Genomic DNA, 23,124 nt, shown 5'->3' with positions numbered 1-23,124 from the left:
AGAGGACGGATCGAATCCGGCCCGTCAGGGCGCACGCGGGTTCGTCTAAGATGACACCTTTCTCAAGATCTGAAGACCCGGACACCATGGAGACGAACGCAAGCGCCACCCCGCAGTCCGATCATCCCGTTTTCGTGCTCGTGCACGGCGCCTGGCACGGCGCGTGGTGCTACGCGCACGTCGCGGCCGCGCTGGCCGCGCGCGGCCACCTGTCGATCGCGCGTGACCTGCCCGCGCACGGCATCAACGCCCGTTTTCCCGCTTCCTACTTCGCACGCCCGCTCGACAAGGATGCGTTCGGCGCCGAGCCGTCGCCGGTCGCGAACACGACGCTCGACGATTACGCCACGCAGGTGATGCAGGCGGTCGACGACGCGTACGCGCTCGGCCGCGGCAAGGTCGTGCTCGTCGGGCACAGCATGGGCGGCCTCGCGATCACGGCGGCCGCCGAACGCGCGCCGGACAAGATCGCGAAGATCGTCTATCTCGCGGCCTTCATGCCCGCGTCGGGCGTGCCGGGCCTCGACTACGTGCGCGCACCTGAAAACAAGGGAGAAATGCTCGGCCCGCTGATGCTGGCGAGCCCGCGCGTCGCCGGTGCGCTGCGCATCGATCCGCGCAGCGGCGACGCCGCCTATCGCGAGCTCGCGAAGCGCGCCCTGTACGACGACGTGCCGCAGGCCGACTTCGAGGCCGTCGCGAACCTGATGAGCTGCGACGTGCCGGCCGCGCCGTTCGCGACCGCGATCCCGACGACGGCCGCACGCTGGGGCGCGATCGACCGTCACTACATCAAATGCCTGCAGGATCGCGTGATCCTGCCCGCGCTGCAGCAGCGCTTCATCGACGAAGCCGACACGTTCGCGCCCGGCAACCCGACCCACGTGCACCAGCTCGACAGCAGCCATTCGCCGTTCATGTCGCAGCCGGCCGTGCTCGCCGGCGTCCTGGCCGACATCGCGAAAAGCTGAGCGCGGCACGCGCCCGGCGCATCCGCTCCGCGCACGGCGGGGCGGATACGCTATCTATGCATACGCGACCGACCGGTCGCGCCCGAGCCGCTTCGCGCGATAGAGCGCGGCGTCGGCCTCGTTGACGAGCACGTCGCTGGTCGGCGCGCCCGCCTTCGCACACGCGCCGCCGACGCTCGCCGTCACCGGCACGCTGACCCCCTCGGCATCGACCGGCACGCTGCCGATCGCATCGCGCACCTTGTCGGCCACGAGCATCGCCTCGTCGAGATTCGTGCACGGCAGCAGCAGCGCGAATTCCTCGCCGCCGAAGCGGCCGAACGTATCCTGCGCGCGCACGATCGACGCGACGCGCCGCGCCGTCTCGCGCAGCACGGCATCGCCGGCCGCATGCCCGAAGCGGTCGTTGATCGTCTTGAAGTGGTCGAGGTCGAACAGCAGCACCGACATGTCGCCGCCATAGCGCTGCCAGCGCGCGAATTCGTCGCTGAGCCGCGCCTCGAAGAAGCGCCGGTTCGCGATGCCGGTCAGGCCGTCGCGATTCGCGTGCTCGCGCAGCTTCGCGACCGCTTCCTCGCGCTCGCGCTGCATCACGCTCACATGCGTGACGTCCGAGATCGTCACGCACACGGCTTCGACGTCGCGGCCGCGCGTGAGCGGCATGAACGTACAGTCCTGCTGCATGTAGTCGACGCCACCCGTGATCGGCCGGTCGTGCTCGAAGCGGAACAGGTAGGGCCGCTGCTCCCACGAGCTGAACGCGAAGCTGCCGAGCTGGAACACGCTCTCGAGCTTGCGCGACAGCCACGCGCGCGGCAGGTCGGGAAAGCAGTCGAACAGGTTGCGGCCGATCACGTCCGCGGCCGGGATGCCGCTGTGGTCCTGCATGAAGCGATTCCACATCAGCACGTTCATCGCGCGGTCGAGCACGAACAGGCCGAAGCCCACCCGCTCGATCACGAGGTCGCTCAGCGACGAGGTGGCGGCCGTCATAGCGCGGACAGCAACGCGTCGAGCGCGTCGCCCATCAGCCGGATCGAATCCTCGGCCATCAGCATCACGAAGTGGGCCCGGAACGCGTGGTCCTCGAGCCCGAAGTTCACTTCCAGCAGCAATGCCACGCTCCATGCCAGCTCGGTCGGCTGGAATACGTCGTCGAACGACACGTTCGCGCCGAGCAGCCCCGGCGGAAAGAACACGGGCTTGCGGCCGAGCTCGTCGAGGATCGACGCGACGCACGCGCCCATCAGCACGTTCGCGACGTCGAACACGACTTCGTCGGGTGTCGCCATCCCGCCGTACACGCCATCGCCGAACGTGCGGTCGACGACCGACATGAGCCGCGCGATGCTCGCGGTGCGGCACAACACGATCGCCTCGCCCTTGATGTCGGAACGAAAACCCTGGCGCACGGCGGTCACGTTGTCGTGAATACCCGTCATCTCGCGCAGCGCGTCGCCCGCGTCGGTCGCTTTCACGACCCGCACGCGCGGCACCGACAGCTCGATGAAGTGCCCGAGCAACAACGCGAGCCGCGCGGCGGCGCGGCCCATTGCGAGGTTGGCGATCTCCTGCAACGCGTCGCGTTGCTCCGCCGTGAACACCGAGTCAGGCATACAACCCATACTCCTTGAGAATGGGCAGCAATGCCTCCGACGTCACGGGCTTGGCTACGAATGCGATCGCGCCCAATTCGCGCACGCGTGCTTGCGCCTGCGGCTGAATATCGGCGGATACCACGATCACGAACGTGTTCAGATCTTCGTGGCGCAGTGTCTCCAGGACCTGATATCCGCTCATGTCGGGCATCGTCAGGTCCAGAAACATTACGGAAGCTTTGCCGTCACGATAGAGCGCCAAGGCCTCTCGACCATTCGCGGCATACGCGACTTCGACGTCCCAGCCTCCCGGCAGCGCCTTTGTCAGAAGTTTGCGAGCGAGCAGCGAATCGTCGGCAATTACAATCGGCAAAGGCATGGGGCGATGCGGTATACGGAATGGTCTCTCTCGCGTTAACGACCGCGCGGCGCACTTCTTTAGGCGCCATGCGTTCGGGTGTGCGGGCAACCGTCTGGCGGCCGCGCGCGGGCGCCGCGACGCGGAGTGCGCGCGACGCACCGCGCGGCGAACACCGGCGGGCGCATATATCTGTCATAGGGAAAGCAAGGCGCGATTCTCTGAGTAAACCGGAGGCGATGCAACTCGCCATTTTCAGCATTTCGAACAGAATTGATCCGAACACGCGCCATTCCGAAAACAGCCACGACCATTTTCGAGATAAGTACGCAAAATTTTTCCTTGTGTACGTTTGCGCTGCCGGATTCGTCGCGTTTTCAATCTGACAATTTCCCCCTGTCGAAATCGACAGCATGGCTGGCGTCCGGGGCCGTGCGGCGGGTCGTCGCAACTCGTTTATGATGGCAGGCACCTCCGCCTCACCCGCTTCCTCGATGATGTCCGACCGGCCCGCCGATTCCCACGCTCCCGCCTCCCCACCCGCCGACGACTGGCAGGACGACGGCAACTATGCGTCCGGTGCGCCGGAGCACGATTTCGCGGTGCGTCGCATGACGCTGATCGTGCTGCTCGTCGCGGCGATCGTGCTGCCGTGCATCTACGTGGTGGTGATGGCGTACAACGACCTGAAGACGCGCGAGGCCGCCGCGAGCGACGTGACGATGCGCACGGTGCGGGTGGCCGAGGAGCACGCGCTCAAGGTGTTCGACCTGAGCGAGACGCTCGATGCGCGCATCGTCGATCTCGTGCAGGACATGGACGACGCGACCGTGCGCAACCGGGAGTCCGACATCCACGAAGCGCTGAATACGATCGGCGGCGGCTATCCGCAGGTGGCCGCCGTGTCGATCTTCGGCGCGAGCGGGATGCTGCTCGCGAACAGCCTCTACTATCCGGCGCCCTATGCGTCGATCGCGAACCGCGACGACTTCGCCGGCATCCGCGACGGCAAGGTCATCGAACACATCTCGCGGCTGATGATGGGGCCGCTCAAGCTCGAGAACATTCCCGTGTTCAACACGGGCGTCGCGCGGCGCCATAGCGACGGTTCGTTCGCCGGGATGGTGTCGATCGCGCTGAAGTCGTCGTATTTCAACGCGTTCTACCGCGACCTGCTCGGCGGAGCGAGCACGCCGATGACGATGGCGCTCGCGCGCTCGGACGGCGCGGTGATCGCGTCGTATCCGCCGCCGCCGGCACTCGCGCACACCGATCGCGCCGTCACGTTCGGCGACGCGCGCAACGATCCGCGCGCCGGCGTCGTGCGCGTGCGCCACGACGGCGCGAGCAGCGAGATCGTCGCGTATCGCCAGGTCGGCAGCTACCCCGTCTACGTGACGTGCTCGTACCGCACGTCGGCGATCTGGCATGAATGGTACGAACACCTGAGCGTGCTGTTCATCTCGATGTTCGCGCCGTCGATTGCGCTGTGGTCCGTCATCTGGCTGTCGCTCAAGCGGCTGAAGGCGGAAGAGGAGGCGTGGGACCGCTGGCAGGCCGAAGCGTCGATGCGGCGCTCGATCGAATCGGCATACCGGCAGTCGCGCAAGATGCAGGCGCTCGGCAATCTCGTCGGCAGCGTCGCGCACGACTTCAACAACCTGCTGATGATCATCTCGAGCAACGTGCAGATCGCGCGGCGGCGCGGGGTCCAGCATCTCGACAAGGAACTCGGCGCGATCGAACGCGCGCTGAAGAACGGGCAGTCGCTCACGCGCCAGCTCCTCGGTGTCGCGCGCAAGCAGCCGCTGCACAACGAGACGATCGACGTAGGGCAATGGGTCGGCACGTGCCGCGAACTGCTGAAGACATCGCTCGGTTCTAAATCGTCGCTGGTCGTCGCGATCGAGCCGGGTGTCTGGCCGATCCGCGTCGACGTCGCGGAGCTCGAGCTCGCGGTGATCAATCTCGCGGTCAACGCGCGCGACGCGATGACGACCGGCGGCCGCTTCACCGTCGGCGCGCGCAACGTGACGCTGCGTCGCGAGGACGGTTTTCCGCTCACCGGCGATTTCGTGCAGATCTCGCTCGACGACACGGGTTCGGGCATGGCGCCCGACGTGCTCGCGCGCGCGTTCGAGCCGCTGTTCACGACGAAGGCGCAGGGGATGGGGACGGGGCTCGGCCTGCCGCAGGTGTTCGCGTTCTGCGAACGCTCGGGCGGCCTCGCGACGATCGACAGCGCGGTCGGCGCCGGCACGTCGGTGCGCCTCTATCTGCCGCGCGCACGCGTCGAGGATGTCGTCGCGCGGCCGCCGGCGGTCGTGCACGAAACGGGAGCGGCAGCGCTCGCCGGGCTGCACGTGCTGCTCGTCGAGGACAACGGCGAAGTCGCGGCCGGCACCGAAGCGCTGCTGTCGCTGCTCGGGCACCGCGTGACCTACGCGCCCACCGCCGACGACGCGTTGCGCCTGATCGAAGGCGCGGCCGCGAACGACGCGTTCGATCTCGTGATTTCGGATATCCACATGCCGGGCCGCCTGAACGGCATCGACCTCGCCGAAGCGGTCGAACAACGGCCGGAGAAACTGCCCGTGATACTCGTCACGGGTTACGCGGAGGAGCTCGACCGCACGCGCACCGTCAACGTCCGCGTGCTATCGAAGCCGTTCGACATCGCGCTGCTCGACGAGATCCTGCTGGGCATCCGTGAAGCGCGCGATGCACGACACGCGCGGCACGCCGGCACGTGACCCGCTGCGTGCGGGCCCGCGCCGGTGCCGGCGGCGTGATCGGGTGGGGCGCTCAGGCCGACTTCAGCAAGCGCACCCAGCCCGTGTAGCGATCGACGAAGCCCTGCAGGAACTTGCGGGTGTCCTCGCTGACGATCTGGCCCTGGTCGTCGATGCGCGCCGGATCGTGCTTGATGAACATCTCGGGCTGCCCGAGCGTCTTCACGTCGAGATACGCGAGCACGTTGCGCAGGTGCTGCTGTGCGAGCGCGGTGCCCGTCGCACCTGGCGACGTGCCGAGCACGGCACCCGGCTTGCCCGACCACGAGTTGGAACCCCAAGGGCGCGAGCCCCAGTCCAGCGCATTCTTCAGCACGCCCGGGATCGAGCGGTTGTACTCGGGCGTGAAGAACAGCAGCGCGTCGGCGGCCTCGATCGACTGCTTGAAGCGCTTCGCGACTTCCGGGAAATCCGCGTCGTAGTCCTGGCTATACAGCGGCAGCTCGCCGATCTCGACGAACTCGAACGAGAAATCGGCGGGGGCGAGCGAGATCACGGCGTGTGCGAGCGCGCGGTTCCACGAAGCGCGACGCAGGCTGCCGACGACCACAGCGATGCGATAGGACATGACATTCTCCTTCCGGTGAGTGAGGAATCGGATCGATTGCTTCCGAACGGGCGACAAAGGTCTGTTTATAGGCAAGCCAGCCCGCGAACCGCCCCACGGGGCCGTCCGGCCGACTTTCCACAAGGTTTTCCACAGAAATTGTGGATAACTCGGCCGTTATGCTCTGACATTACAGATTGCCTACCGCGAGTCGTTGCCGACCCGCGACACAGGGTTCGGCAAGCATAGCGCAGCGCGCCGGCCGGTTTCGTGAATTCGTGACGGAACATGCATTGCAGGCCGGCACCGCGCCCAGTAAGCTGCTCGCACTGCGATGTGCGTGCCCAGTGGCGCACGCGCGATCGCTTCGAGACACTTGCAACCCATCCATGCCGTCCGCCTACGACGATCCCGTTTATCTCGCGCAACTGCGGCGCGACCTGCTGCGCTTCGCGCGGCTCCAGCTCCGTGATGCCGATGCGGCCGAAGACGCCGTGCAGGAAGCACTCACCGCCGCGTGGTCGCATGCGGGCGATTTCGCCGGGCTGTCGGCGCACAAGACCTGGGTGTTCGGCATCCTGCGCAACAAGCTGATCGACGTGCTGCGCGCGCGGCAGCGGACGGTGAGCCTGTCCGCGCTCGATGCCGAGCTCGACGGCGAATCGGTACTCGATCGCGAGCTGTTCAAGGAAAACGGGCACTGGGCCGCGCATGCGAAGCCGCGACCGTGGCCACGCCCCGAAACGCTGTTGCAGCAGCAGCAGTTCTGGACGCTGTTCGAGGCCTGCCTCGATCACCTGCCGGAGCAGATCGGGCGCGTGTTCATGATGCGCGAATTCCTCGACTTCGAAATGACGGACATCTGCAGCGAATTGACGCTGACGACGAATCATTGCAGCGTGCTGCTTTACCGGGCGCGCACGCGCCTGCGAACCTGCCTGAGCGAACAAGGATTGACGACCGAAGATGCTGCCGGGGAAATGTACTGACGTGACGCGACTGCTGTCGGATGCGCTAGACCGGCATCTGACCCTGCATGAGCGCCTGCAGGTGCGCATACACCTGCCGACCTGCAGTGGCTGCAGAGCCTATCGCGGGCAGATCGCGCTGCTGCGGACGGCCGCGAAAGCGGCGGCGGGGCGGGGGCCTGCCCCGGATGACGACGGTGCGTCGTCCGGGGAAGGCTAGGCCCGGATCGCTTGACGGCAATCGTCAGGGCCGGGGTCGCATGCCGTCCGGTGATCGAGCTGGCTTCAATTGCCGATGCTCGTGCTAATGCTTGCGCTGGGCTGACGCAATCAGAAAAATACGGCGGGCAAGAATTATTCGAACAGCGCCTGCACCGATTCGGGCGGCCGGCCGATGGCGGCCTTGCCGCGGTAAACGACGATGGGGCGCTGCAGCAGAATCGGATGAGCGGCGATCGCCGCGTAGGCTTCCGCATCGGTCAGGTCGGCGCGGGCCAGATTCAGCGCCTTGTACGGCTCTTCACCGTCGCGAAGCATGTCGCGAACCGGGCGGCCAAGCTGCCGATGCAGCGCTTCCAGTTCCTCGACCGTCGGCGGCGTCTTCAGGTACTCGACGACATTCAACGGCGCACCGGTGGTATTCAGCGACTCGACCAACGCAAGCGTCTCGCGCGATTTCGAGCATCGGGGGTTGTGGTAGATCGTGATCATCATTCAGGCCTGAAGGGTAGAGCCCTGTATTGTAGCCAGTCTGTATTGGGGGCTTGGTGGGGCAGGCGACGAGTAATCGGGAGATCGGGCGCGGATTCGCTGCTTCGTAGAGGCCGACGGATGATGCGGTGCGATGGATCGCGAAAGGGGAGTGCTGGTCGGGACGCGCTTCAATGAATTGGTGGGTTTATGCGCATAAAGGCGCGCGAGACTCTATCGCGGGATGTGGCGATCAGAGGTCCGCGCGCCTGAACAATACGATGGGGTTCGGTCTGCAAAGGGTGTAGCCGATGGCGCCGCAGGCCGGTTGGTTTATGCGCATAAAGCGGGCGATTGCCGGGCGCGGGAACCTCGCGATTCGCGGCGCGGTGAATACAGACGCTTCGGCGCTTCGGTGTGATGCCTGCTTCGGTGTGATGCCTGCTTCGGTGTGATGCCTGCTTCGGTGTGATGCCTGCTTCGGTGTGATGCCTGCTTCGGTGTGATGCCTGCTTCGCTGGGATGCATGCATCGGTGCGTCGGAATGCTGCCTCGCAAGTAGGCCGCCCGGCACTGGATTCCGGCGCGGCCGGGAGGTGACCTTCGTTACTCGCCGTTTATCGCGCGCGGTTTATGCGCATAAACGTAGCGCCTGGATAGCGCGTTGGGGCGAAGTACGCAGGTCAAGTGGGATACCTGGATGCTGCATACCCAACCAGGTTGGATCACTCGCAACCTACGATCAGAAGCACCTGCCCTCCCGGCACGATCGCGCGCCACGCTTTCCGCGGAGAGTTTATGCGCACAAACTCTCCAGCTCTCAGCCGGGGCTACTCCATCGAACGATCGGGCAGTGCACGCTACCCGCGCGTCAACTCGCTACTCACACCGACGACGCGACACGCAACGCGACCGAGTCGCTCACCGACTTCGCAGGCATCCGCCACACCATCCGATCAAGTCATCTGCCATCGTCGCTTCGTTTATGCGCATAAACCGATAGCCCAAATGGCCAATGCGTAGTTGTCTAACGACAATTTCATTGAAATCCAAATATCGTCCTGTAGAATTCCAACGACCAAAATAGGAGTGAAAATTGGCCGCGGAAATCATTGCAGTCACTCAACAAAAAGGTGGCGTCGGCAAAAGCACGATTGCCATGCACCTCGGTGCCGCGTTCCATGAAAAAGGGAAGCGCGTCCTCGTCATCGACGCAGACCGTCAAAACACACTGGTTCACTGGTCGAGCGCATCCGGCGACAGCGACACCGGCATTCCGTTTCCGGTCGTCAACCTGGCCGAAGCCGATGGCCAGATCCATCGCGAGATCAAGAAGTTCATCAACGACTACGACATCATCGTCGTGGACTGCCCGCCGTCGATCACCGAAAAGGTATCGGGCGTGGTCCTGTTGGCCGCATCGATTGCCGTGATCCCGACGTCGTCGTCGCCGGCCGATTACTGGTCGAGCGTCGGGCTGGTCAAACTGATCCAGCAAGCGCAGGTCATGAACGAAGATCTCCGCGCCGTCTTCCTGCTGAACAAGACCGAAGAGAAGCGCATGCTGACCCGCGAGCTCAAGCGTGCGCTCGAGGAACTCGGCTTCCCGTTGCTGAAAACGCAGATCCCGACCCGGGAAGCGTACAAGCAGGCGATGGCGCTCGGTCAGACCGTACTGCAGATGAACGATCGTGGCGGCAAGCTGGCCGCAGCAGAAATTCGCGCATGCGCCGACGAAATCGTCGCCATGCTGCCCTGACTTTATGCGCACAAAGGAGTCACATGAAACCCTCCCAATTTGCCAAAGGATTCCAAGCGCGCCCGGATATCACGACGAGCGAGAAGCGCACGGCGCTTGATCGACTCAATGCGATCGACGGCATCGTCAAGTCCGAGACCCCCACTCCGGCACCGACCAAATCCGCGAAGAAAGACATCGCGCCGTTGCCCGCTCCCGAACTCACGCTCGATCCGTCGATCGATGAATCGGCGCAATATCGCGCGTGGCGTCTCGAGAATCGCTATGCGCCGGGGCAGGTGATCGAGCTGCCGCTGAAGGCGATCAAGCATAGCCCGTTCAATCCGCGGCACTTCTATCTGAAGTCGTCGATTGCCGAACTCGCCGTCAACCTCGCGAAGCAAGGGCAGCAGCAGGCGATCCACGTGATTCCGGACTACGAGAACCCGGGCACGTATTTCGTCAGCGACGGCGGCCGCCGCGTGCGGGCACTGAAGGAAGCGAACAAGGAATCGGTCAAGGCGATCGTGATCGACGTGCCGATCGGCATCCAGAGCTACAAGCTCGGCTACGATCTCAACGTCCAGCGCGATTCACAAACGGTGTTCGACAACGCCGTCGTATGGCGCCGCTTCCTCGACGACAAGCATTTCCAGAGCCAGAAGGAGCTCTCCGAGCACCTCGGCCTCGACGAATCGACGGTGGCCGTCGCGCTGTCGATCGGCAAGCTGCCGGAAGCGATCATGCAGGAAATGGTCGCGCGCCCTGATCGCTTCGGTTCGAACATGGCGTATCAGGTCGGCCGCTATCACAACGCGCGCGGCACCGAGGCGACGCTGCGGCTGATCAACAAGATCGTGTCCGACGATCTCAGCACGCGCCAGGTGTCGGACATCGTCAAGGGCCGCGTCGCGGCGCAGGAAACGCCGAAGGCCGCGGGCCGTCAGCGCTATGCGCAGCGTCTCGAGATCAAGCTCGGCGGCAAGTCGGTCGGCGACCTGAAGTCGTATGGTGAAGATCGCATCGAATTGCGCCTGCGCGGTCTCCCGAAGGACAAGCGCGACGCGATCCTCGAGCAGCTCGAGCGGATGCTGTTGTCGGAGTGATGGAAACGGCCGGCAGGGCCTGGTGAGGACGCCGGGCCCGCCAATCGAGGGCGGGGCCGGCGGCGGCCCGTCAGCGGGCCTGAGCGGGCCTCAGGCGGCCCGCGACTGATTCAGCGTGAACGACAGCAGGTCGCCGTCCGTCGGCTCGCCCCAGGTCCTCTGGGCCAGCCAGTCGAAAAAGGCCGTCTCGGCCAGCTTGGAATCGAGGCCGCGCTTGCGCCAGTCATCGCGCAGATGCGTGCCCATCGTCGGCAGTGCCTCCGATTCGAACGACTCGCGCGCCACTTCGCGCTCCGCGTCGCCCTGCTCTTCGTACAGCACCTTCGCTTCCTTGCGGCGGAACGCCGCGAACTCGCTCAGCAGGCGTGCCTTCAGATCGTCCGGCTGGGCCGCTGCAACCTTCGGGGACGGCGTGCCGGCAGGCAGCGCATCGACCGACTCGACCGGCGGCGCATAACCCTTCTTCAGCGCATCCTTGAACAACGCCGGCGCGCTGCGCACCGGCGGCAGCGTGGTGCTGCGCATCCGCTGCTCGGTCATCTGCAGTGCGGCACGAATGCGATTCTCCTCGCTGTCCGCATAGAGCGTCTGCGCTTCCTTCAACGGGATCCCGAGCTTCACCATCCGGTCGACCAGCGTGCTGTCGAACACGTTCGGGTGTTCGTCGAGCGCGAGCATCGGCTGCTTGCGTTCGGTCACGCGGAACTGGATCTCCGCGACCCGGCGCCCTTCACGGTGCTCGATCAGCTCGACGAAGATGTTGGTGACCGCGTTGACTTCCGCGATCGCGGGACGCAGATAGTCGCGCTTGAAGTACTTGTACTCACGCTTCGCCTCGTCGCCGGCTTCCGTGTCGGGCGTGCCCGACAGGATCGGCCGCCACCATTCCCAAGGCTCGCGCATCGTCAGGTGGCTCGGGTTCGTCAGGTAGCGCACGCAGATTTCGTACAGCGCGAGACCGGCGCTGCTGCGCAGCTGGCTCTGGAACTGCAGGCTCAGGCGCGCGTACTGGACCGGGTCGAGCAGCTTCTTCTTGATCTTCGGCGCAAACGAGAATTCGACCCACACGCGGCGGGTCGCCGGATCCTCGAGAATTTCCGCGTCGGCGATCAGCGTCGAGATCCCCCACTTCCGGCCCGGCTTCTGGCTCGACGTCCCCGTGCTCCATTCGACCTGCACCGACACCATGCGGCGCAGGTGTTCCTTCACCAGCGCGGTGTCGTTCGAATCGAAAGCGGAGTTGGCGACGATGTCCGACAGCAGCGCGCGATACGTATCGCCCGAGTCGTCGGCCTGCTGCGCCACGGCCAGCAGGACATTGAACAGCTTGCGAGTGAGGAGCGTGATCTTGCCGCTCTTCGGCTGAATTGCGATCGCCTCGACGGCCTTCCGCAATTCGGCTGAACTGGCACTCACCACATCCACATCGGTTTTCTTGGCGCGCTTCGTCGTGGCCATACGTCGGGTCGGAGGAGAAGTTTTCCGGAAGGATAGCGCCTGCGGTGAAGTGCGTCCAGAACGACATGCTCACCATAGCGGGTGAAGTGCGCGTGCAAAACGGCACTCACCCCAGACGCTCCCGAAAACCCTCACCACTCCGGATTTGCAGCGTTCCGGACTCGTCCAGACGTGCTGCGGGATGCGCCGATTCACAGAATTTCCCCTGTGCACGACACGTGCGAAATGGGCTCCCGTATCGGCTCACCTTTCGATTTGTCGTAATTTTACGACTGCGCAGCCGTGCGTTCGGCACAGGGTTGCGATCCCACGTCGATGCGCCTCCCGATCGCCCTCCATCGGCCTGTATGCATGTACAGGCGTGACTTGCCGGGAAATCGGAATCGGATCCGGCATCCCGAAAGACGCCTGCGAAACCGGCCCGCGCGACCCGATCAGGCGTGGTTTGCCGGCCCGGGCGCGCATTGTACAGCGCACAAACCGTATCGGGTCCCGAAAATACTCACCTCGAGCACAGTGACTTCATTCGTCCGAATATCGGCGAATGCCCGACACGCGGGGGATTCACTACCAAGGCCTCCCGAAAACGCTCACCTTACCTAAAAAATGCTGTGCCACCCCAGGCAGGGAAACGACTCCCGAAAAACCTCACCGTAACCGCCTCGGTATCAAAAATCCCAATGCCTTCCGATACTTATGCACAGAAGGCATTTGGCTGTGCGCCGCCGACATCCCCCGAAAAGCCTCACCTTTCGACGGAAATCCTTCATGCGACAACCTCATGTCAGGCCCCGAAAAATCTCACCTGTGCCAAAAAGTGGCACAGCAAAAATGAGATTTCTTCCAGTCCTGGCGGGCTTTTCGACGAATTCAGCCGTTCAGAGGTCCCGAAAAACCTCACCTTTGACCATTTTTCGGGCAAATTCCATTCCCGAAAAGTCTCACCTGTGGCCGGCATCACAGCCTGTGATCGGGGCCCCGAAAAATCTCACCTCAAGGGGATCTGGGCAGGAAAACCCGCATTTCCCTCCCGAAAAACCTCACCTTTAGGGCTTCACAGGCCCTCACGAGCGCTTTTACTGTGCAAAATGGCGGTCGCTTCCCGGAAATCCTCACACCAAACACCCGTGGAGTCCCGTGAAACCTCACCTTTCAGAAAAACTGCCTAAAAGATGGGCAGAATCGGGGCGCGAAGAAGGTCCCGCAAATTCTCACCTATGTCTGCACAGGCAGAAAACTGTGCGGTCAGGCACGGTGCGGGTTCTGTGGCTGTGAGGCCCCGAAAAACCTCACCTTTGGTAAATCTCGTGTTTCACTGTGATCCCGAATCCGCTCACGACCTTTCCCGCAACGGCTCACGCAGCTCCCTGAACCCCATCACGTCAGCTCCCGCAGAAGATCACCTTGGCTCCCGTAAAACTTCACCTTGTCGGCCGGAAAGCCTTGCAGCATAAGGCTGTGCCGTGGCGTTAACGTTTTTAACTAAGGGTTCAAGGGTGTTTACTTCTAATACTCTCAAGACATCGGCTGACGAGTTTTCCACAGACACCCCAACCCCTGAACACCGACAGGCAATCGGATCCGCTGTCATGTGAAACAAATGCCGAAATTCGAGGTCTGCAGGAAAATGCTTGCGCGACAATGACTTGGCTAACTTTCTTCGCTTTGTTTCACGGAATCCTGGACCACAGTCGACCGGATTGGCTCACGGACCCGATTTCTGTGCAAAGCGACGTAAATTCACAACGGCAAGCCGAAACAAGTATCGATAGATACGTATTTCGTTATGATTGCCACATTTCAATGTCTGTGAGCACAGCGATGACCCTGGACGAAATACGTCAAGCCATTCGGGACGAACTGGAATCGCTACGGGCGAACGGTGCACGACGGCAGGAACTGTCGCTGCACGCCTGCAAGCGGTTGTTCTTTGATCTCGGCATCCGGCCGTCGGCTGCCAATGTCCGCGATCTCACCCAGACCGGCAGCGCCAGCGATATCCCGAAAGACATCGACCATTTCTGGGAGCGCATCCGTTCCGCCTCCAAAGTCAGGCTCGACGGTGCCGCAATTCCCAAAGCCGTCGAGGAAAAGGCAGGTGCGTTGCTCGGCGCACTCTATGAAGAAGCGTTGAAAGCCGCGCGGGACAGTCTCGATGCAGATCGCGAGCAGGTTCGCGCCGGCATTGCCGACGCCGAACAGCGGTTGCGCGACGCAACCGTCCGCCAGGAGACGCTCGAAGGCGCGCTCGCGCGTGGCGAAGCGAAAAACGAGCAGTTGCAGGCTCGCGTGACCGAACTCGAGGTCCAGCTCGCGTCGCAAACGACGCATGGTTCGGCCAGTGAAGCGACGTTGCTCACCACAGTCGCTCGACTCGAGAAGGAACTGGCGGCGGCCGCTGGCCGCCTCGAAGCCGAGCAGACGCAAAATGCGGCGCTGCGCGATCGCATCGATGCGCTGCAGGCCGAACTGCAGCAGCGCACCGAGCACTACGCGCAGCAAATCAAGGACGCAGTGGCCGAAGCCGAACGCCGCGTGAAGCCGATGCTGGTCGAGCTGGATTCGTTGCGCAGCATGGCGTCGACCTACCAGAGCGGTTTGCGCGACGTTCAACGCAAGGAATTCGATTTCCTGCAGCAACTGAGTTCGGCCAAGGCACGTGCCGACCGGCTCGAAGAGCAGTTGCGCAGCCAGGGTGATGAACTGGAACGTGCGACGCGCGATGTGAGTTCGTTGCGTGCGAGCCGCGGCATGAATCCGGAAATCGCCGCGCTGATCCGCCGCCTGGCCGATGCCGGGCAACTGGATGCGGAGGCGTTTGCCGCGATCGGCACCTCGCTGGATCAGGAGATTCCGGTGCCGGCCCATTGTCCGCATTGCGACGGTGAGCCGGAGCTGTCACACAGCGAAGAAGGTTTCGAAGTGGCTTGCCCCGAGTGCGAGCACGCTTCGGGCGCATGGCCGTCCCGATTCGAAGCGGCCGCGCGATTCGCACACACGTGACGCCCGCACAGGCCGTACGGCACAGGTGAGACGATCCGGGTAGCTTGAGGTGAGGTTTTTCGGGAGCTGTGAAACGGTGAGGCTACGCCGCACAAGGCTGCTCACGGATCGCTTCGCGTGAGCAGCCAATTCGTGATCAGTGAGTTTCGTCGTGGTCGGACGCGTCACCGTTGCTGTCGGCCAGACCGTCACGCCAGTTCTTCCATGCACGATGCAGGCGGTTCGACGAGATCGGCCGCATGAAGCCCAGCCATTTGCCGACCCGTTCGGGCGGCACGTCGTGTTCGAACAGTTCAGCCGCATAGGTATTGCGCAGCGTTTGCGGGCTCGCGCGCGCGGTGCGCGACGACGTGAGCCCGGCGGATTCGACGATCGCGTCGATCGCGCGCAGCATCGTCGCCTTGTGCATCGGCCGCCCGGCATGGGATGCCGGGAACACGAGCTCCCCCGGAATCTCCTGGCGCTTGCGCTCGGTGAGCCAGGCTTCCAGCAGCGCGATCGCGAACGATGCCAGGTGGGTTTCGCGTGCGAAATCCGGATGCGTCGACTCGATCCGCAGTGAAGTTCCACTCGTATTGATGCAACTAATCGTAAGCGCACGTGCTTCGCCGGTTTTGATGCCGGCACCGAGAAAGGCGGCAACGAGTGCGCGGTCGCGCCGCTCTTTCCAGTACGCGGAACCGGATACGCCGATCGGCGAGAACAGGTACGCGAGCAACGTCGCGCGCTCGGCCGGCGTGAGGAAACCGGTCGGTTCGTTGTCGCGCGCCTTGCGCCAGCTCGCTTCGCCATCCTGAGCAATGAACCGGGCCGGGTTGGTCGACGCGTATTCGGTACGCCGGATGTGGTCGAGCACGCGCTCGATCAGCCGCAAATAGCGCATTCGCTGGGTTTTCCGGATCGGCAGTTCGCCGACGAAATTTGCGATGGTTGCGGTATCGACGGTTGCCAGATTCTTCTGGTGCGCGTGCATCCATGTGAGAAACGCGCCCCATTGTGCGCGATAGACGTCGGCTGACGAGCGGCGATAGTCCTGCATCGCGAGCCAGGCATCGAATGCGGCTTCTGGCGAGACGATCCAGTCGGATGCGCCGCGGTCGAACAGATCTGTTTCTTCCGGGCGTGCCGGGGTGTCGGGAGAGGCGGGAAGAGACATGTGATTTATTCCGTTAGTTGCGTATATGGTAGCCCTTTCCGCAACGTCTCGGGCAGCAAGAGGCTGGACAAGGCCGCCATACGCGGCGGCCCGGGCTGGAAATCAGTCGCCCCATGCCTTGGCTGGGCGAGGAACGCGCGCGGGCGACGCGGTGTCGTTCGACGCGGTTGACGCTGCTTCATAGGCGAGAACCGCGAACGAAAATACGGCGGGCAGCGCATTCGAGCGCCCGAAGTCGATCGGATCGTCCGTTTCGGGAAACGTCATGTCCAACTGTCGTTCGAACAATTGACGCATGCCGGCGTCATGCCGGCTGGCAAAGCCGAGATCGGCAAGCGCCTCGGCCTCGATGGCGTGCAGCAGCCGCCACGTCAGCGGGACGCGCTGGTGGATGTAGCGCCCAGCGATATGCCGGACGATCAGCTCGAGGTCGTGCGCGGCAGCCTTGAAGCTGAGCGCGGCCAAATCTTGTTCTTCTGTCATTGCAGGCTCCTGTCGACCGGGCCGGCGCCTCGGTGCGCCGGCTCCGGCCCATGCATGGCGGAATGTCCGTATACTGTACAAACATACAGTATTTTCCGCAACTGGCCTGCAACGGACCCTTTGGCCGTCTGGCCGGCTATTCGCGCCGTCAGCGATGGATCACGATCAGCAATGCCCGCGCTTCGGTCTTGCCGGGATTGCGGATTGCGTGCGGCTCATCGGCCGGATAGCGCGCGGTGTCGCCCACCTTCAGGCGCCGGCTGGCTGCCGCGGCTTCGATTTCCATCGCGCCCTGCAGCACGGTGAGGTGCTCGCGCGTGCCGGGCTCGTGGGCGTTCGATATCAGTGCACCGCCGCCCGGCAGCGTCAGCTCGTACCACTCGAACTTGCCGGCGAGGTCGATCGGGCCCCACACGCGCAACTGGTAGCGGCCGTCATGGCCGGCGAGTGTCGGGATGTCGTGCGGGCCGTCTACCCGGATCGTCTCTGATGCCTTCGGCTGGGAGAACAGCTCATCGAGCGTGATGCCGAGCGCGTTCGTCAGCCGCCACGCCACGGCGATCGTCGGGTTGGCCTTGTCTCGTTCGATCTCGGAGAGCATCGATTTCGATACGCCGGCCGCGCGCGACAGGTCGTCGAGCGTCAGCTTGCGTTCATTGCGCAACCGCTGGATCTGCTCGCCGACACGCGGCGGCGTTGCGGCCGGCGGTTGCGGTGCGGCGCTGGCGGGCGTGCGCCGCGAACCGGAGGAACTTGCCATCTGGATTCCGTTCGCTTAGAGTTGTTCGATATTTCGAATTCTAGTTCGGAATATCGGATAAATGCGGTCAACCGAACGACCGACTATAACAGTAGCAGGCCGTTGCGCCGCCGCCACGAGTGGCGCGTTGCGGAATGCGAAACCCTGTCAGGAGCTTTGCGATGCGTGATGCCTTTCTCGCCCAGGTGCGCGGGACGCTGGACCAGATCCGCGCGGACGGTTTTTACAAGACCGAGCGCGAGATCGCGAGTCCGCAGGCGGCGGACGTGCGGCTCGCCGGTGGTGCCGGCGTGCTCAATTTCTGCGCGAACAACTATCTGGGTCTGGCGAACGATTCGCGCCTGATCGACGCGGCGAAGGCCGGCCTCGACCAGGACGGCTTCGGCATGGCATCGGTACGCTTCATCTGCGGCACGCAAACCGTGCACAAGCAACTGGAAAGCGCGCTGGCCGCGTTTCTCGGCACCGAGGACAGCATCCTCTATTCGAGCTGCTTCGACGCGAACGGCGGGCTGTTCGAGACGCTGCTCGACGAGAACGACGCGGTGATCAGCGACGAGCTGAACCACGCCAGCATTATCGACGGCGTCCGCCTCTGCAAGGCGAAGCGCTTCCGCTACAAGAACAACGACCTGGCCGACCTCGAGGCGAAGCTCAAGGAAGCCGACGCAGCGGGCGCGCGCCACAAGCTGATCGCGACCGACGGCGTGTTCTCGATGGACGGCATCATCGCCGATCTCAAAGGCATCTGCGATCTCGCCGATCGTTACGGCGCGATCGTGATGGTCGACGATTCGCACGCGGTCGGCTTCATCGGCACGCATGGCCGCGGCACGCCCGAGCACTGCGGCGTCGAAGGTCGCGTCGACATCATCACGGGCACGCTCGGCAAGGCGCTCGGCGGTGCATCGGGCGGCTATGTCGCCGCGCGTCGCGAGGTCATCGAACTCCTGCGCCAGCGCTCGCGTCCGTACCTGTTCTCGAACACGCTCACGCCGAGCATCGCTGCGGCATCGCTGAAGGTGCTGGAGCTGCTCGGCAGCGACGAAGGCGCGAAGCTGCGCGAGCGCGTGCGCGAAAACGGCGCGCGGTTCCGCAAGCAGATGACCGAAGCCGGCTTCACGCTCGTGCCCGGCGCGCATCCGATCATCCCGGTGATGCTCGGCGACGCGCAGCTCGCGACGAACATGGCCGACAAGCTGCTCGACGAAGGTGTCTACGTGATCGGCTTCTCGTTCCCCGTCGTGCCGCGCGGCCGCGCGCGCATCCGCACGCAGATGAGCGCCGCGCATACGCCCGAGCAGATCGACCGGACGGTCGCCGCGTTCGTGCGCGTCGGCAAGTCGCTCGGCATCATCTGACGGAGGCGCGATCATGAAAGCACTGGCAAAGCTCGAGCGCGGCCCCGGCCTCACGCTCACGCGCGTGAAGCGCCCCGAAGTCGGCCACAACGACGTGCTGATCAAGATCCGCCGCACGGCGATCTGCGGCACCGACATCCATATCTGGAAGTGGGACGACTGGGCGCAGAAGACGATTCCCGTGCCGATGCACGTCGGTCACGAGTATGTCGGCGAGATCGTCGAGATGGGGCAGGAAGTGCGCGGCTTCGCGATCGGCGATCGCGTGTCCGGCGAAGGCCACATCACGTGCGGTTTCTGCCGCAACTGTCGCGCGGGGCGCCGGCATCTGTGCCGCAACACGGTCGGCGTCGGCGTGAACCGCGAAGGCGCGTTCGCCGAGTATCTGGCGATTCCTGCGTTCAACGCATTCAAGATTCCGCCGGAGATTTCCGACGATCTCGCATCGATCTTCGATCCGTTCGGCAACGCGACGCACACGGCGCTGTCGTTCAACCTCGTCGGCGAAGACGTGCTGATCACCGGCGCGGGCCCGATCGGCATCATGGCCGTCGCGATCGCGAAGCACGTCGGCGCGCGCAACGTCGTCATCACCGACATCAACGACTACCGGCTCGAACTCGCGCGCAAGATGGGCGCGACACGTGCGGTCAACGTCGCGCGCGAGTCGCTGCGCGACGTGATGTCCGACCTGCACATGACCGAAGGCTTCGACGTCGGCCTCGAAATGTCGGGCGTGCCGAGCGCGTTCACGAGCATGCTCGAGGCGATGAACCACGGCGGCAAGGTCGCGCTGCTCGGCATTCCGCCGGCGCAGACGGCGATCGACTGGAACCAGGTGATCTTCAAGGGGCTCGAGATCAAGGGCATCTACGGTCGCGAGATGTTCGAGACCTGGTACAAGATGGTCGCGATGCTGCAGAGCGGCCTCGATCTGTCGCCGATCATCACGCACCGCTTTGCGGCCGACGATTACGAGAAAGGCTTCGCCGCGATGTTGTCTGGTGAAAGCGGCAAGGTGATTCTCGACTGGACGGCCTGAGTGCCGAGAAGGGGCGGTGCGGCGTGTTTGCCGCCTGCCCCGTTTCTGTTTTACGTCTGCGTTTTCGAGTCGAAGCACGCGAATCCGCGCTCAAGGTGAGATTATTCGGGAGCTGTGTTTGCGCGCCGAATCGCGACACCGTCGCACATCGGTGACCAGCAATCGCACGTTCACTTCACCTGTCGGCAGCTGCCTCGCTTCCCGTCATCACGCCGTTCGGCACCTGGTTCCCCTCTTCCACGCACCTCCCTCCTTGCTTGCCGCGGGGTCGTTCGCTGCGCACGCCATGCGATGCCATGCCGAACCGCACCATCAACCGTGAGCCTTCACGCGTCATTGCGACTCACTCATGCGCGAAGCGATCGACATCGATGGATATCGACCGGTGCGCAGGCCGCTACTTGATCCGTTCACCATTCGCCCCTCGCGGGTCGAGCTGAAGACTCAACATGACGAGCCAGCGTTTCGGGCATTGCGGCGCGATGTCGGCCGGATCGCCGTGCGTGCCGGGAACGGTGACGAACCCGTGTTGCGCCGCGTATTGATAGGCGCGCAACGCGTCCGCCTGCACCCAGAAGCTGACGAGCGCGCACGTGACGAAGCGGAACAGTAGCACCGTCGCGGCATCCGGCGCGAAGCCGGCCATCACCAGCAGGCTTTCGAACGCGAACGCCAGCGCTTGAGCGACCGCGATCGTGAGAATCGTCAGCTTCAACACGCCGCGCAGCCGCCGCGCCGCACGCACCCGGGCCTGCCGGACGTCGAGCCGGGTGTGATCGTCGTCACCCTCGCGCTTCGGCATATCGTGTTTCATGAAGCGGCTCCGACGTGCCGCGTGACGTCGAATTGCGCCGTATCGCCGGCAACGATGCGACCGTTCCCGACGCTGACGGCTTTGCACAGGATCGTGCTGTCGTAGTTGTGTCCCGGAAAGCGCATCACATCGACCGGTTGAAATCCTTCGCGTCGATAGAAATCGATGAGCCGGACGGCCGCATACGGCGCGTCGAGCGCGAGGTGCGTCGCGCCGCGCGCGGCGGCCCGCCGTTGCGCGAACGCGAGCAGCGAACGGCCGATGCTGCGATCCTGCCAGACGGGATCGACGGCCAGTTGGCCGAGCGTTGCAACGTGCCGGCTGCGATACGGATCGCAGCGGGAATCGGGATCGTGCGAACGCATCGTCATCGTCGCGACCAGGTGCGCGTTGCCGAGCGCGACGAAGCACTCGCCGGTGAGCACGCGTTCGCGTGTCGCCGAGGCCGTCTGATCGACGCCCGGGCAGTTGAAGCCCAGTGCGCCAAGCGGTGCGAACGCGCGATGCAGCAGCGCGGTCAACGCGTCGTACGAATCGCTGCGCGGGTCGAAGCGCCGCACGACGACGCGGCCGTCGAGCCGCTTCGCATAAGCCGCATAGGCGCGCGCGGGGCGCGCGGATTCCGGTCGCTGCATGATGTCCTTTCGCCCAGACAGGGTGACCGAAGTGTAGTGAGCGTCGCGCGTTCGCTTCAAGAAAAAATGTCGTAAACGCGGCGGGCCACGTCACGCGGCCAGGCCGCGGTTCAGCCCTCTCGACGACAGGGCTTTTTCATGCGGGTGTTGACGGCGGAGAACGATCGTTCTACCGTAAACCCATGAACACACCTCACGACTCCTCCGCCGAACCGGGCGTTCGCGACCGGCTGCTCGATGCAGCCGAAGCGCTGATCTATTCGGGCGGTATCCATGCAACCGGCGTCGATGCGATCGTCAAGCGATCCGGCGCGGCCAGAAAGAGCTTTTATTCGCATTTCGAATCGAAGGAGGCGCTGGTCGTGGCCGCGCTCGAACGCCGCGACGAGCGCTGGATGCGCTGGTTCGTCGATGCGACGCTGGCGCGCGGCAAGGCGCCGCGCGCGCAACTGCTCGGCATGTTCGACGTGCTGCGCGACTGGTTCGGGCAGCCCGACTTTCACGGCTGCGCGTTCCTGAACGCATCGGGCGAGATTCCCGACGCGGACGATCCCGTGCGCGTCGTCGCACGCGAGCACAAGGCACGCCTGCTGGCATTCGTACGCGAGCGGTTCGACGCGTATGCCGACGAAACCGGCATCGAGCGACGCGGGCTCGCGCGTCTGGCGCGCCAATGGCTCGTGCTGATCGACGGTGCCATCGGCGTGGCACTCGTCACCGGCGATGCAAACGCTGCGCGCGACGCGCGCGCAACGGCCGAACTGCTGCTCGACGTGGTGTCCCGCTAGTCGAAGCAGCGAATCCGAACCGGCCGCGATTGTCCGCGGCCAGAACCTGAACAGGAGCAACCCATGTCCGCTTCCCCCGAAGTCCGTCCGCCCGTTCCGCCCTTCACGCTCGAAACGGCGCGCCAGAAGGTGCGCGCCGCCGAGGACGGATGGAACACGCGCGACCCGCAGCGCGTGTCGCTCGCCTATACGCCGCAAAGCCAATGGCGCAACCGCGCGGAATTCGTGACCGGCCGCGACGAGATCGTCGGGCTGCTGCAGCGCAAGTGGACGCGCGAGCTCGACTACCGGTTGATCAAGGAGCTGTGGGCGTTCGACGGCAATCGCATCGCGGTGCGCTTTGCATACGAATGGCATGACGACGCCGGCAACTGGTTCCGTTCGTACGGCAACGAAAACTGGGAGTTCGACGAGAACGGCCTGATGGCGCATCGTCACGCGAGCATCAACGACCTGCCGATTCGCGAGCAGGATCGTCTCTATCACTGGCCGCTCGGCCGTCGTCCGGACGATCATCCGGGGCTGTCCGACCTCGGGCTGTGACGCACGCGTCGGCTCGACTCGACGGATCGACGAACGTATCACCAGGATGCAACGGTGAGGAAATTCGGGAGTCGGTGCGCTGAGGGTGAGATTTTTCGGGAGGAGGTGAAATGTTGCGTCGGACTGTGTGCAGTGAGCGGTTCGACGCGGCATCGCATCGGGCAAAGCGGACGTGCCGCACATGTTGGCATCGCGTGATGCACGTGTTCGCACGCAACGGTGTGCTTTACGGCGTGATGCATCTCACCGATCGCACAGCGCCGGCAGTGGATTGACGATCGGTGTGCACGCGCGCGATGTGCAACTCACCGAT

The 23,124-nt window shown here is 64.1% G+C and carries 22 protein-coding genes; 11 read left to right on the top strand and 11 right to left on the bottom strand.

Going from position 1 to position 23,124, the window contains the following annotated elements:
- The first annotated feature begins 86 nt into the window (after nucleotides 1-86).
- Entirely contained in the window at nucleotides 87-971 is an 885-nt protein-coding gene (locus CFB45_RS30440; protein ID WP_089428726.1) for an alpha/beta fold hydrolase, read from the top strand.
- A gap of 54 nt (nucleotides 972-1,025) precedes the next feature.
- Here CFB45_RS30440 and CFB45_RS30435 read toward each other — a convergent pair whose 3' ends face one another.
- From CFB45_RS30435 to CFB45_RS30425, 3 genes are read right to left on the bottom strand one after another with little or no spacing between them, the layout of a single operon-like run.
- Complete coding sequence (locus CFB45_RS30435; RefSeq protein WP_089428725.1) at nucleotides 1,026-1,964, bottom strand: GGDEF domain-containing protein; 939 nt, start codon at nucleotides 1,962-1,964, stop codon at nucleotides 1,026-1,028.
- Nucleotides 1,961-2,587 (bottom strand): chemotaxis protein CheC, encoded by a 627-nt coding sequence (locus tag CFB45_RS30430; protein ID WP_039344650.1) that lies wholly within the window; start codon nucleotides 2,585-2,587, stop codon nucleotides 1,961-1,963. Before CFB45_RS30430 ends, CFB45_RS30435 begins: the two co-directional genes overlap by 4 nt.
- A complete protein-coding gene (locus tag CFB45_RS30425; RefSeq protein ID WP_039344648.1) occupies nucleotides 2,580-2,948 on the bottom strand; it encodes a response regulator in 369 nt (122 codons plus the stop codon). The genes CFB45_RS30430 and CFB45_RS30425 overlap by 8 nt, the downstream gene beginning before the upstream one ends.
- A gap of 473 nt (nucleotides 2,949-3,421) precedes the next feature.
- Between CFB45_RS30425 and CFB45_RS30420 the strand changes: the two genes are divergently transcribed.
- Nucleotides 3,422-5,680 carry a hybrid sensor histidine kinase/response regulator gene (locus tag CFB45_RS30420; protein ID WP_089428724.1) on the top strand — a complete coding sequence of 753 codons (2,259 nt, stop codon included), beginning with the start codon at nucleotides 3,422-3,424 and terminating at the stop codon, nucleotides 5,678-5,680.
- Between the two features lie 52 nt (nucleotides 5,681-5,732).
- Here CFB45_RS30420 and CFB45_RS30415 read toward each other — a convergent pair whose 3' ends face one another.
- Nucleotides 5,733-6,287, bottom strand: coding sequence for an NADPH-dependent FMN reductase (locus CFB45_RS30415; RefSeq protein WP_011353625.1), 555 nt, complete (start codon nucleotides 6,285-6,287; stop codon nucleotides 5,733-5,735).
- A gap of 368 nt (nucleotides 6,288-6,655) precedes the next feature.
- On the opposite strand from CFB45_RS30415, the gene CFB45_RS30410 reads away from it, so the two are divergent.
- Nucleotides 6,656-7,255 (top strand): RNA polymerase factor sigma-70, encoded by a 600-nt coding sequence (locus CFB45_RS30410; RefSeq protein ID WP_011353624.1) that lies wholly within the window; start codon nucleotides 6,656-6,658, stop codon nucleotides 7,253-7,255.
- Complete coding sequence (locus CFB45_RS30405; protein ID WP_089428723.1) at nucleotides 7,233-7,454, top strand: zf-HC2 domain-containing protein; 222 nt, start codon at nucleotides 7,233-7,235, stop codon at nucleotides 7,452-7,454. The genes CFB45_RS30410 and CFB45_RS30405 overlap by 23 nt, the downstream gene beginning before the upstream one ends.
- Before the next feature lie 134 nt (nucleotides 7,455-7,588).
- Here the strand turns inward: CFB45_RS30405 and arsC are convergent, their stop codons facing one another.
- Entirely contained in the window at nucleotides 7,589-7,948 is a 360-nt protein-coding gene (gene arsC / locus CFB45_RS30400) for an arsenate reductase (glutaredoxin) (RefSeq protein WP_089428722.1), read from the bottom strand.
- Nucleotides 7,949-9,020: 1,072 nt separating this feature from the next.
- Between arsC and parA the strand changes: the two genes are divergently transcribed.
- Both parA and CFB45_RS30390 read left to right on the top strand, forming a co-directional pair.
- A complete protein-coding gene (gene parA, locus CFB45_RS30395) occupies nucleotides 9,021-9,683 on the top strand; it encodes a ParA family partition ATPase (RefSeq protein ID WP_011353621.1) in 663 nt (220 codons plus the stop codon).
- A 23-nt stretch (nucleotides 9,684-9,706) separates the two neighbouring features.
- The gene (locus CFB45_RS30390; RefSeq protein WP_089428721.1) at nucleotides 9,707-10,768 is read left to right on the top strand and encodes a ParB/RepB/Spo0J family partition protein; all 1,062 of its coding nucleotides are present in this window, start codon (nucleotides 9,707-9,709) and stop codon (nucleotides 10,766-10,768) included.
- A gap of 90 nt (nucleotides 10,769-10,858) precedes the next feature.
- Here the strand turns inward: CFB45_RS30390 and CFB45_RS30385 are convergent, their stop codons facing one another.
- A complete protein-coding gene (locus tag CFB45_RS30385) occupies nucleotides 10,859-12,226 on the bottom strand; it encodes a replication initiation protein (RefSeq protein WP_089428720.1) in 1,368 nt (455 codons plus the stop codon).
- Nucleotides 12,227-14,047: 1,821 nt separating this feature from the next.
- Between CFB45_RS30385 and CFB45_RS30375 the strand changes: the two genes are divergently transcribed.
- The gene (locus CFB45_RS30375; protein WP_089428719.1) at nucleotides 14,048-15,229 is read left to right on the top strand and encodes a DNA-binding protein; all 1,182 of its coding nucleotides are present in this window, start codon (nucleotides 14,048-14,050) and stop codon (nucleotides 15,227-15,229) included.
- Nucleotides 15,230-15,365: 136 nt separating this feature from the next.
- Here the strand turns inward: CFB45_RS30375 and CFB45_RS30370 are convergent, their stop codons facing one another.
- From CFB45_RS30370 to CFB45_RS30360, 3 genes are all read right to left on the bottom strand, one after another.
- On the bottom strand, nucleotides 15,366-16,385 hold the full coding sequence (locus CFB45_RS30370; RefSeq protein ID WP_089428718.1) for a tyrosine-type recombinase/integrase: 1,020 nt from the start codon (nucleotides 16,383-16,385) through the stop codon (nucleotides 15,366-15,368).
- 102 nt (nucleotides 16,386-16,487) lie between these two features.
- On the bottom strand, nucleotides 16,488-16,868 hold the full coding sequence (locus CFB45_RS30365) for a DUF2471 family protein (protein ID WP_089428717.1): 381 nt from the start codon (nucleotides 16,866-16,868) through the stop codon (nucleotides 16,488-16,490).
- Between the two features lie 148 nt (nucleotides 16,869-17,016).
- The gene (locus CFB45_RS30360) at nucleotides 17,017-17,628 is read right to left on the bottom strand and encodes a helix-turn-helix domain-containing protein (protein ID WP_089428716.1); all 612 of its coding nucleotides are present in this window, start codon (nucleotides 17,626-17,628) and stop codon (nucleotides 17,017-17,019) included.
- A 161-nt stretch (nucleotides 17,629-17,789) separates the two neighbouring features.
- On the opposite strand from CFB45_RS30360, the gene CFB45_RS30355 reads away from it, so the two are divergent.
- Nucleotides 17,790-18,989 carry a glycine C-acetyltransferase gene (locus CFB45_RS30355; protein WP_089428715.1) on the top strand — a complete coding sequence of 400 codons (1,200 nt, stop codon included), beginning with the start codon at nucleotides 17,790-17,792 and terminating at the stop codon, nucleotides 18,987-18,989.
- Nucleotides 18,990-19,002: 13 nt separating this feature from the next.
- Entirely contained in the window at nucleotides 19,003-20,031 is a 1,029-nt protein-coding gene (gene tdh, locus CFB45_RS30350; protein ID WP_011356765.1) for an L-threonine 3-dehydrogenase, read from the top strand.
- A gap of 397 nt (nucleotides 20,032-20,428) precedes the next feature.
- On the opposite strand, the gene CFB45_RS30345 is transcribed toward tdh, so the two are convergent.
- Both CFB45_RS30345 and CFB45_RS30340 read right to left on the bottom strand, forming a co-directional pair.
- Entirely contained in the window at nucleotides 20,429-20,845 is a 417-nt protein-coding gene (locus tag CFB45_RS30345; RefSeq protein WP_089428714.1) for a hypothetical protein, read from the bottom strand.
- On the bottom strand, nucleotides 20,842-21,480 hold the full coding sequence (locus CFB45_RS30340) for a GNAT family N-acetyltransferase (protein ID WP_089428713.1): 639 nt from the start codon (nucleotides 21,478-21,480) through the stop codon (nucleotides 20,842-20,844). Before CFB45_RS30340 ends, CFB45_RS30345 begins: the two co-directional genes overlap by 4 nt.
- A gap of 182 nt (nucleotides 21,481-21,662) precedes the next feature.
- On the opposite strand from CFB45_RS30340, the gene CFB45_RS30335 reads away from it, so the two are divergent.
- Both CFB45_RS30335 and CFB45_RS30330 read left to right on the top strand, forming a co-directional pair.
- A complete protein-coding gene (locus tag CFB45_RS30335; protein ID WP_089428712.1) occupies nucleotides 21,663-22,268 on the top strand; it encodes a TetR/AcrR family transcriptional regulator in 606 nt (201 codons plus the stop codon).
- A 63-nt stretch (nucleotides 22,269-22,331) separates the two neighbouring features.
- Nucleotides 22,332-22,811 carry a nuclear transport factor 2 family protein gene (locus CFB45_RS30330; protein WP_011356761.1) on the top strand — a complete coding sequence of 160 codons (480 nt, stop codon included), beginning with the start codon at nucleotides 22,332-22,334 and terminating at the stop codon, nucleotides 22,809-22,811.
- Nucleotides 22,812-23,124 lie beyond the last annotated feature (313 nt).

The organism is Burkholderia sp. HI2500, assembly GCF_002223055.1.
In the GTDB taxonomy this organism is placed as follows: Bacteria; Pseudomonadota; Gammaproteobacteria; order Burkholderiales; family Burkholderiaceae; genus Burkholderia.
This window is presented reverse-complemented; position numbering and strand designations above follow the sequence as displayed.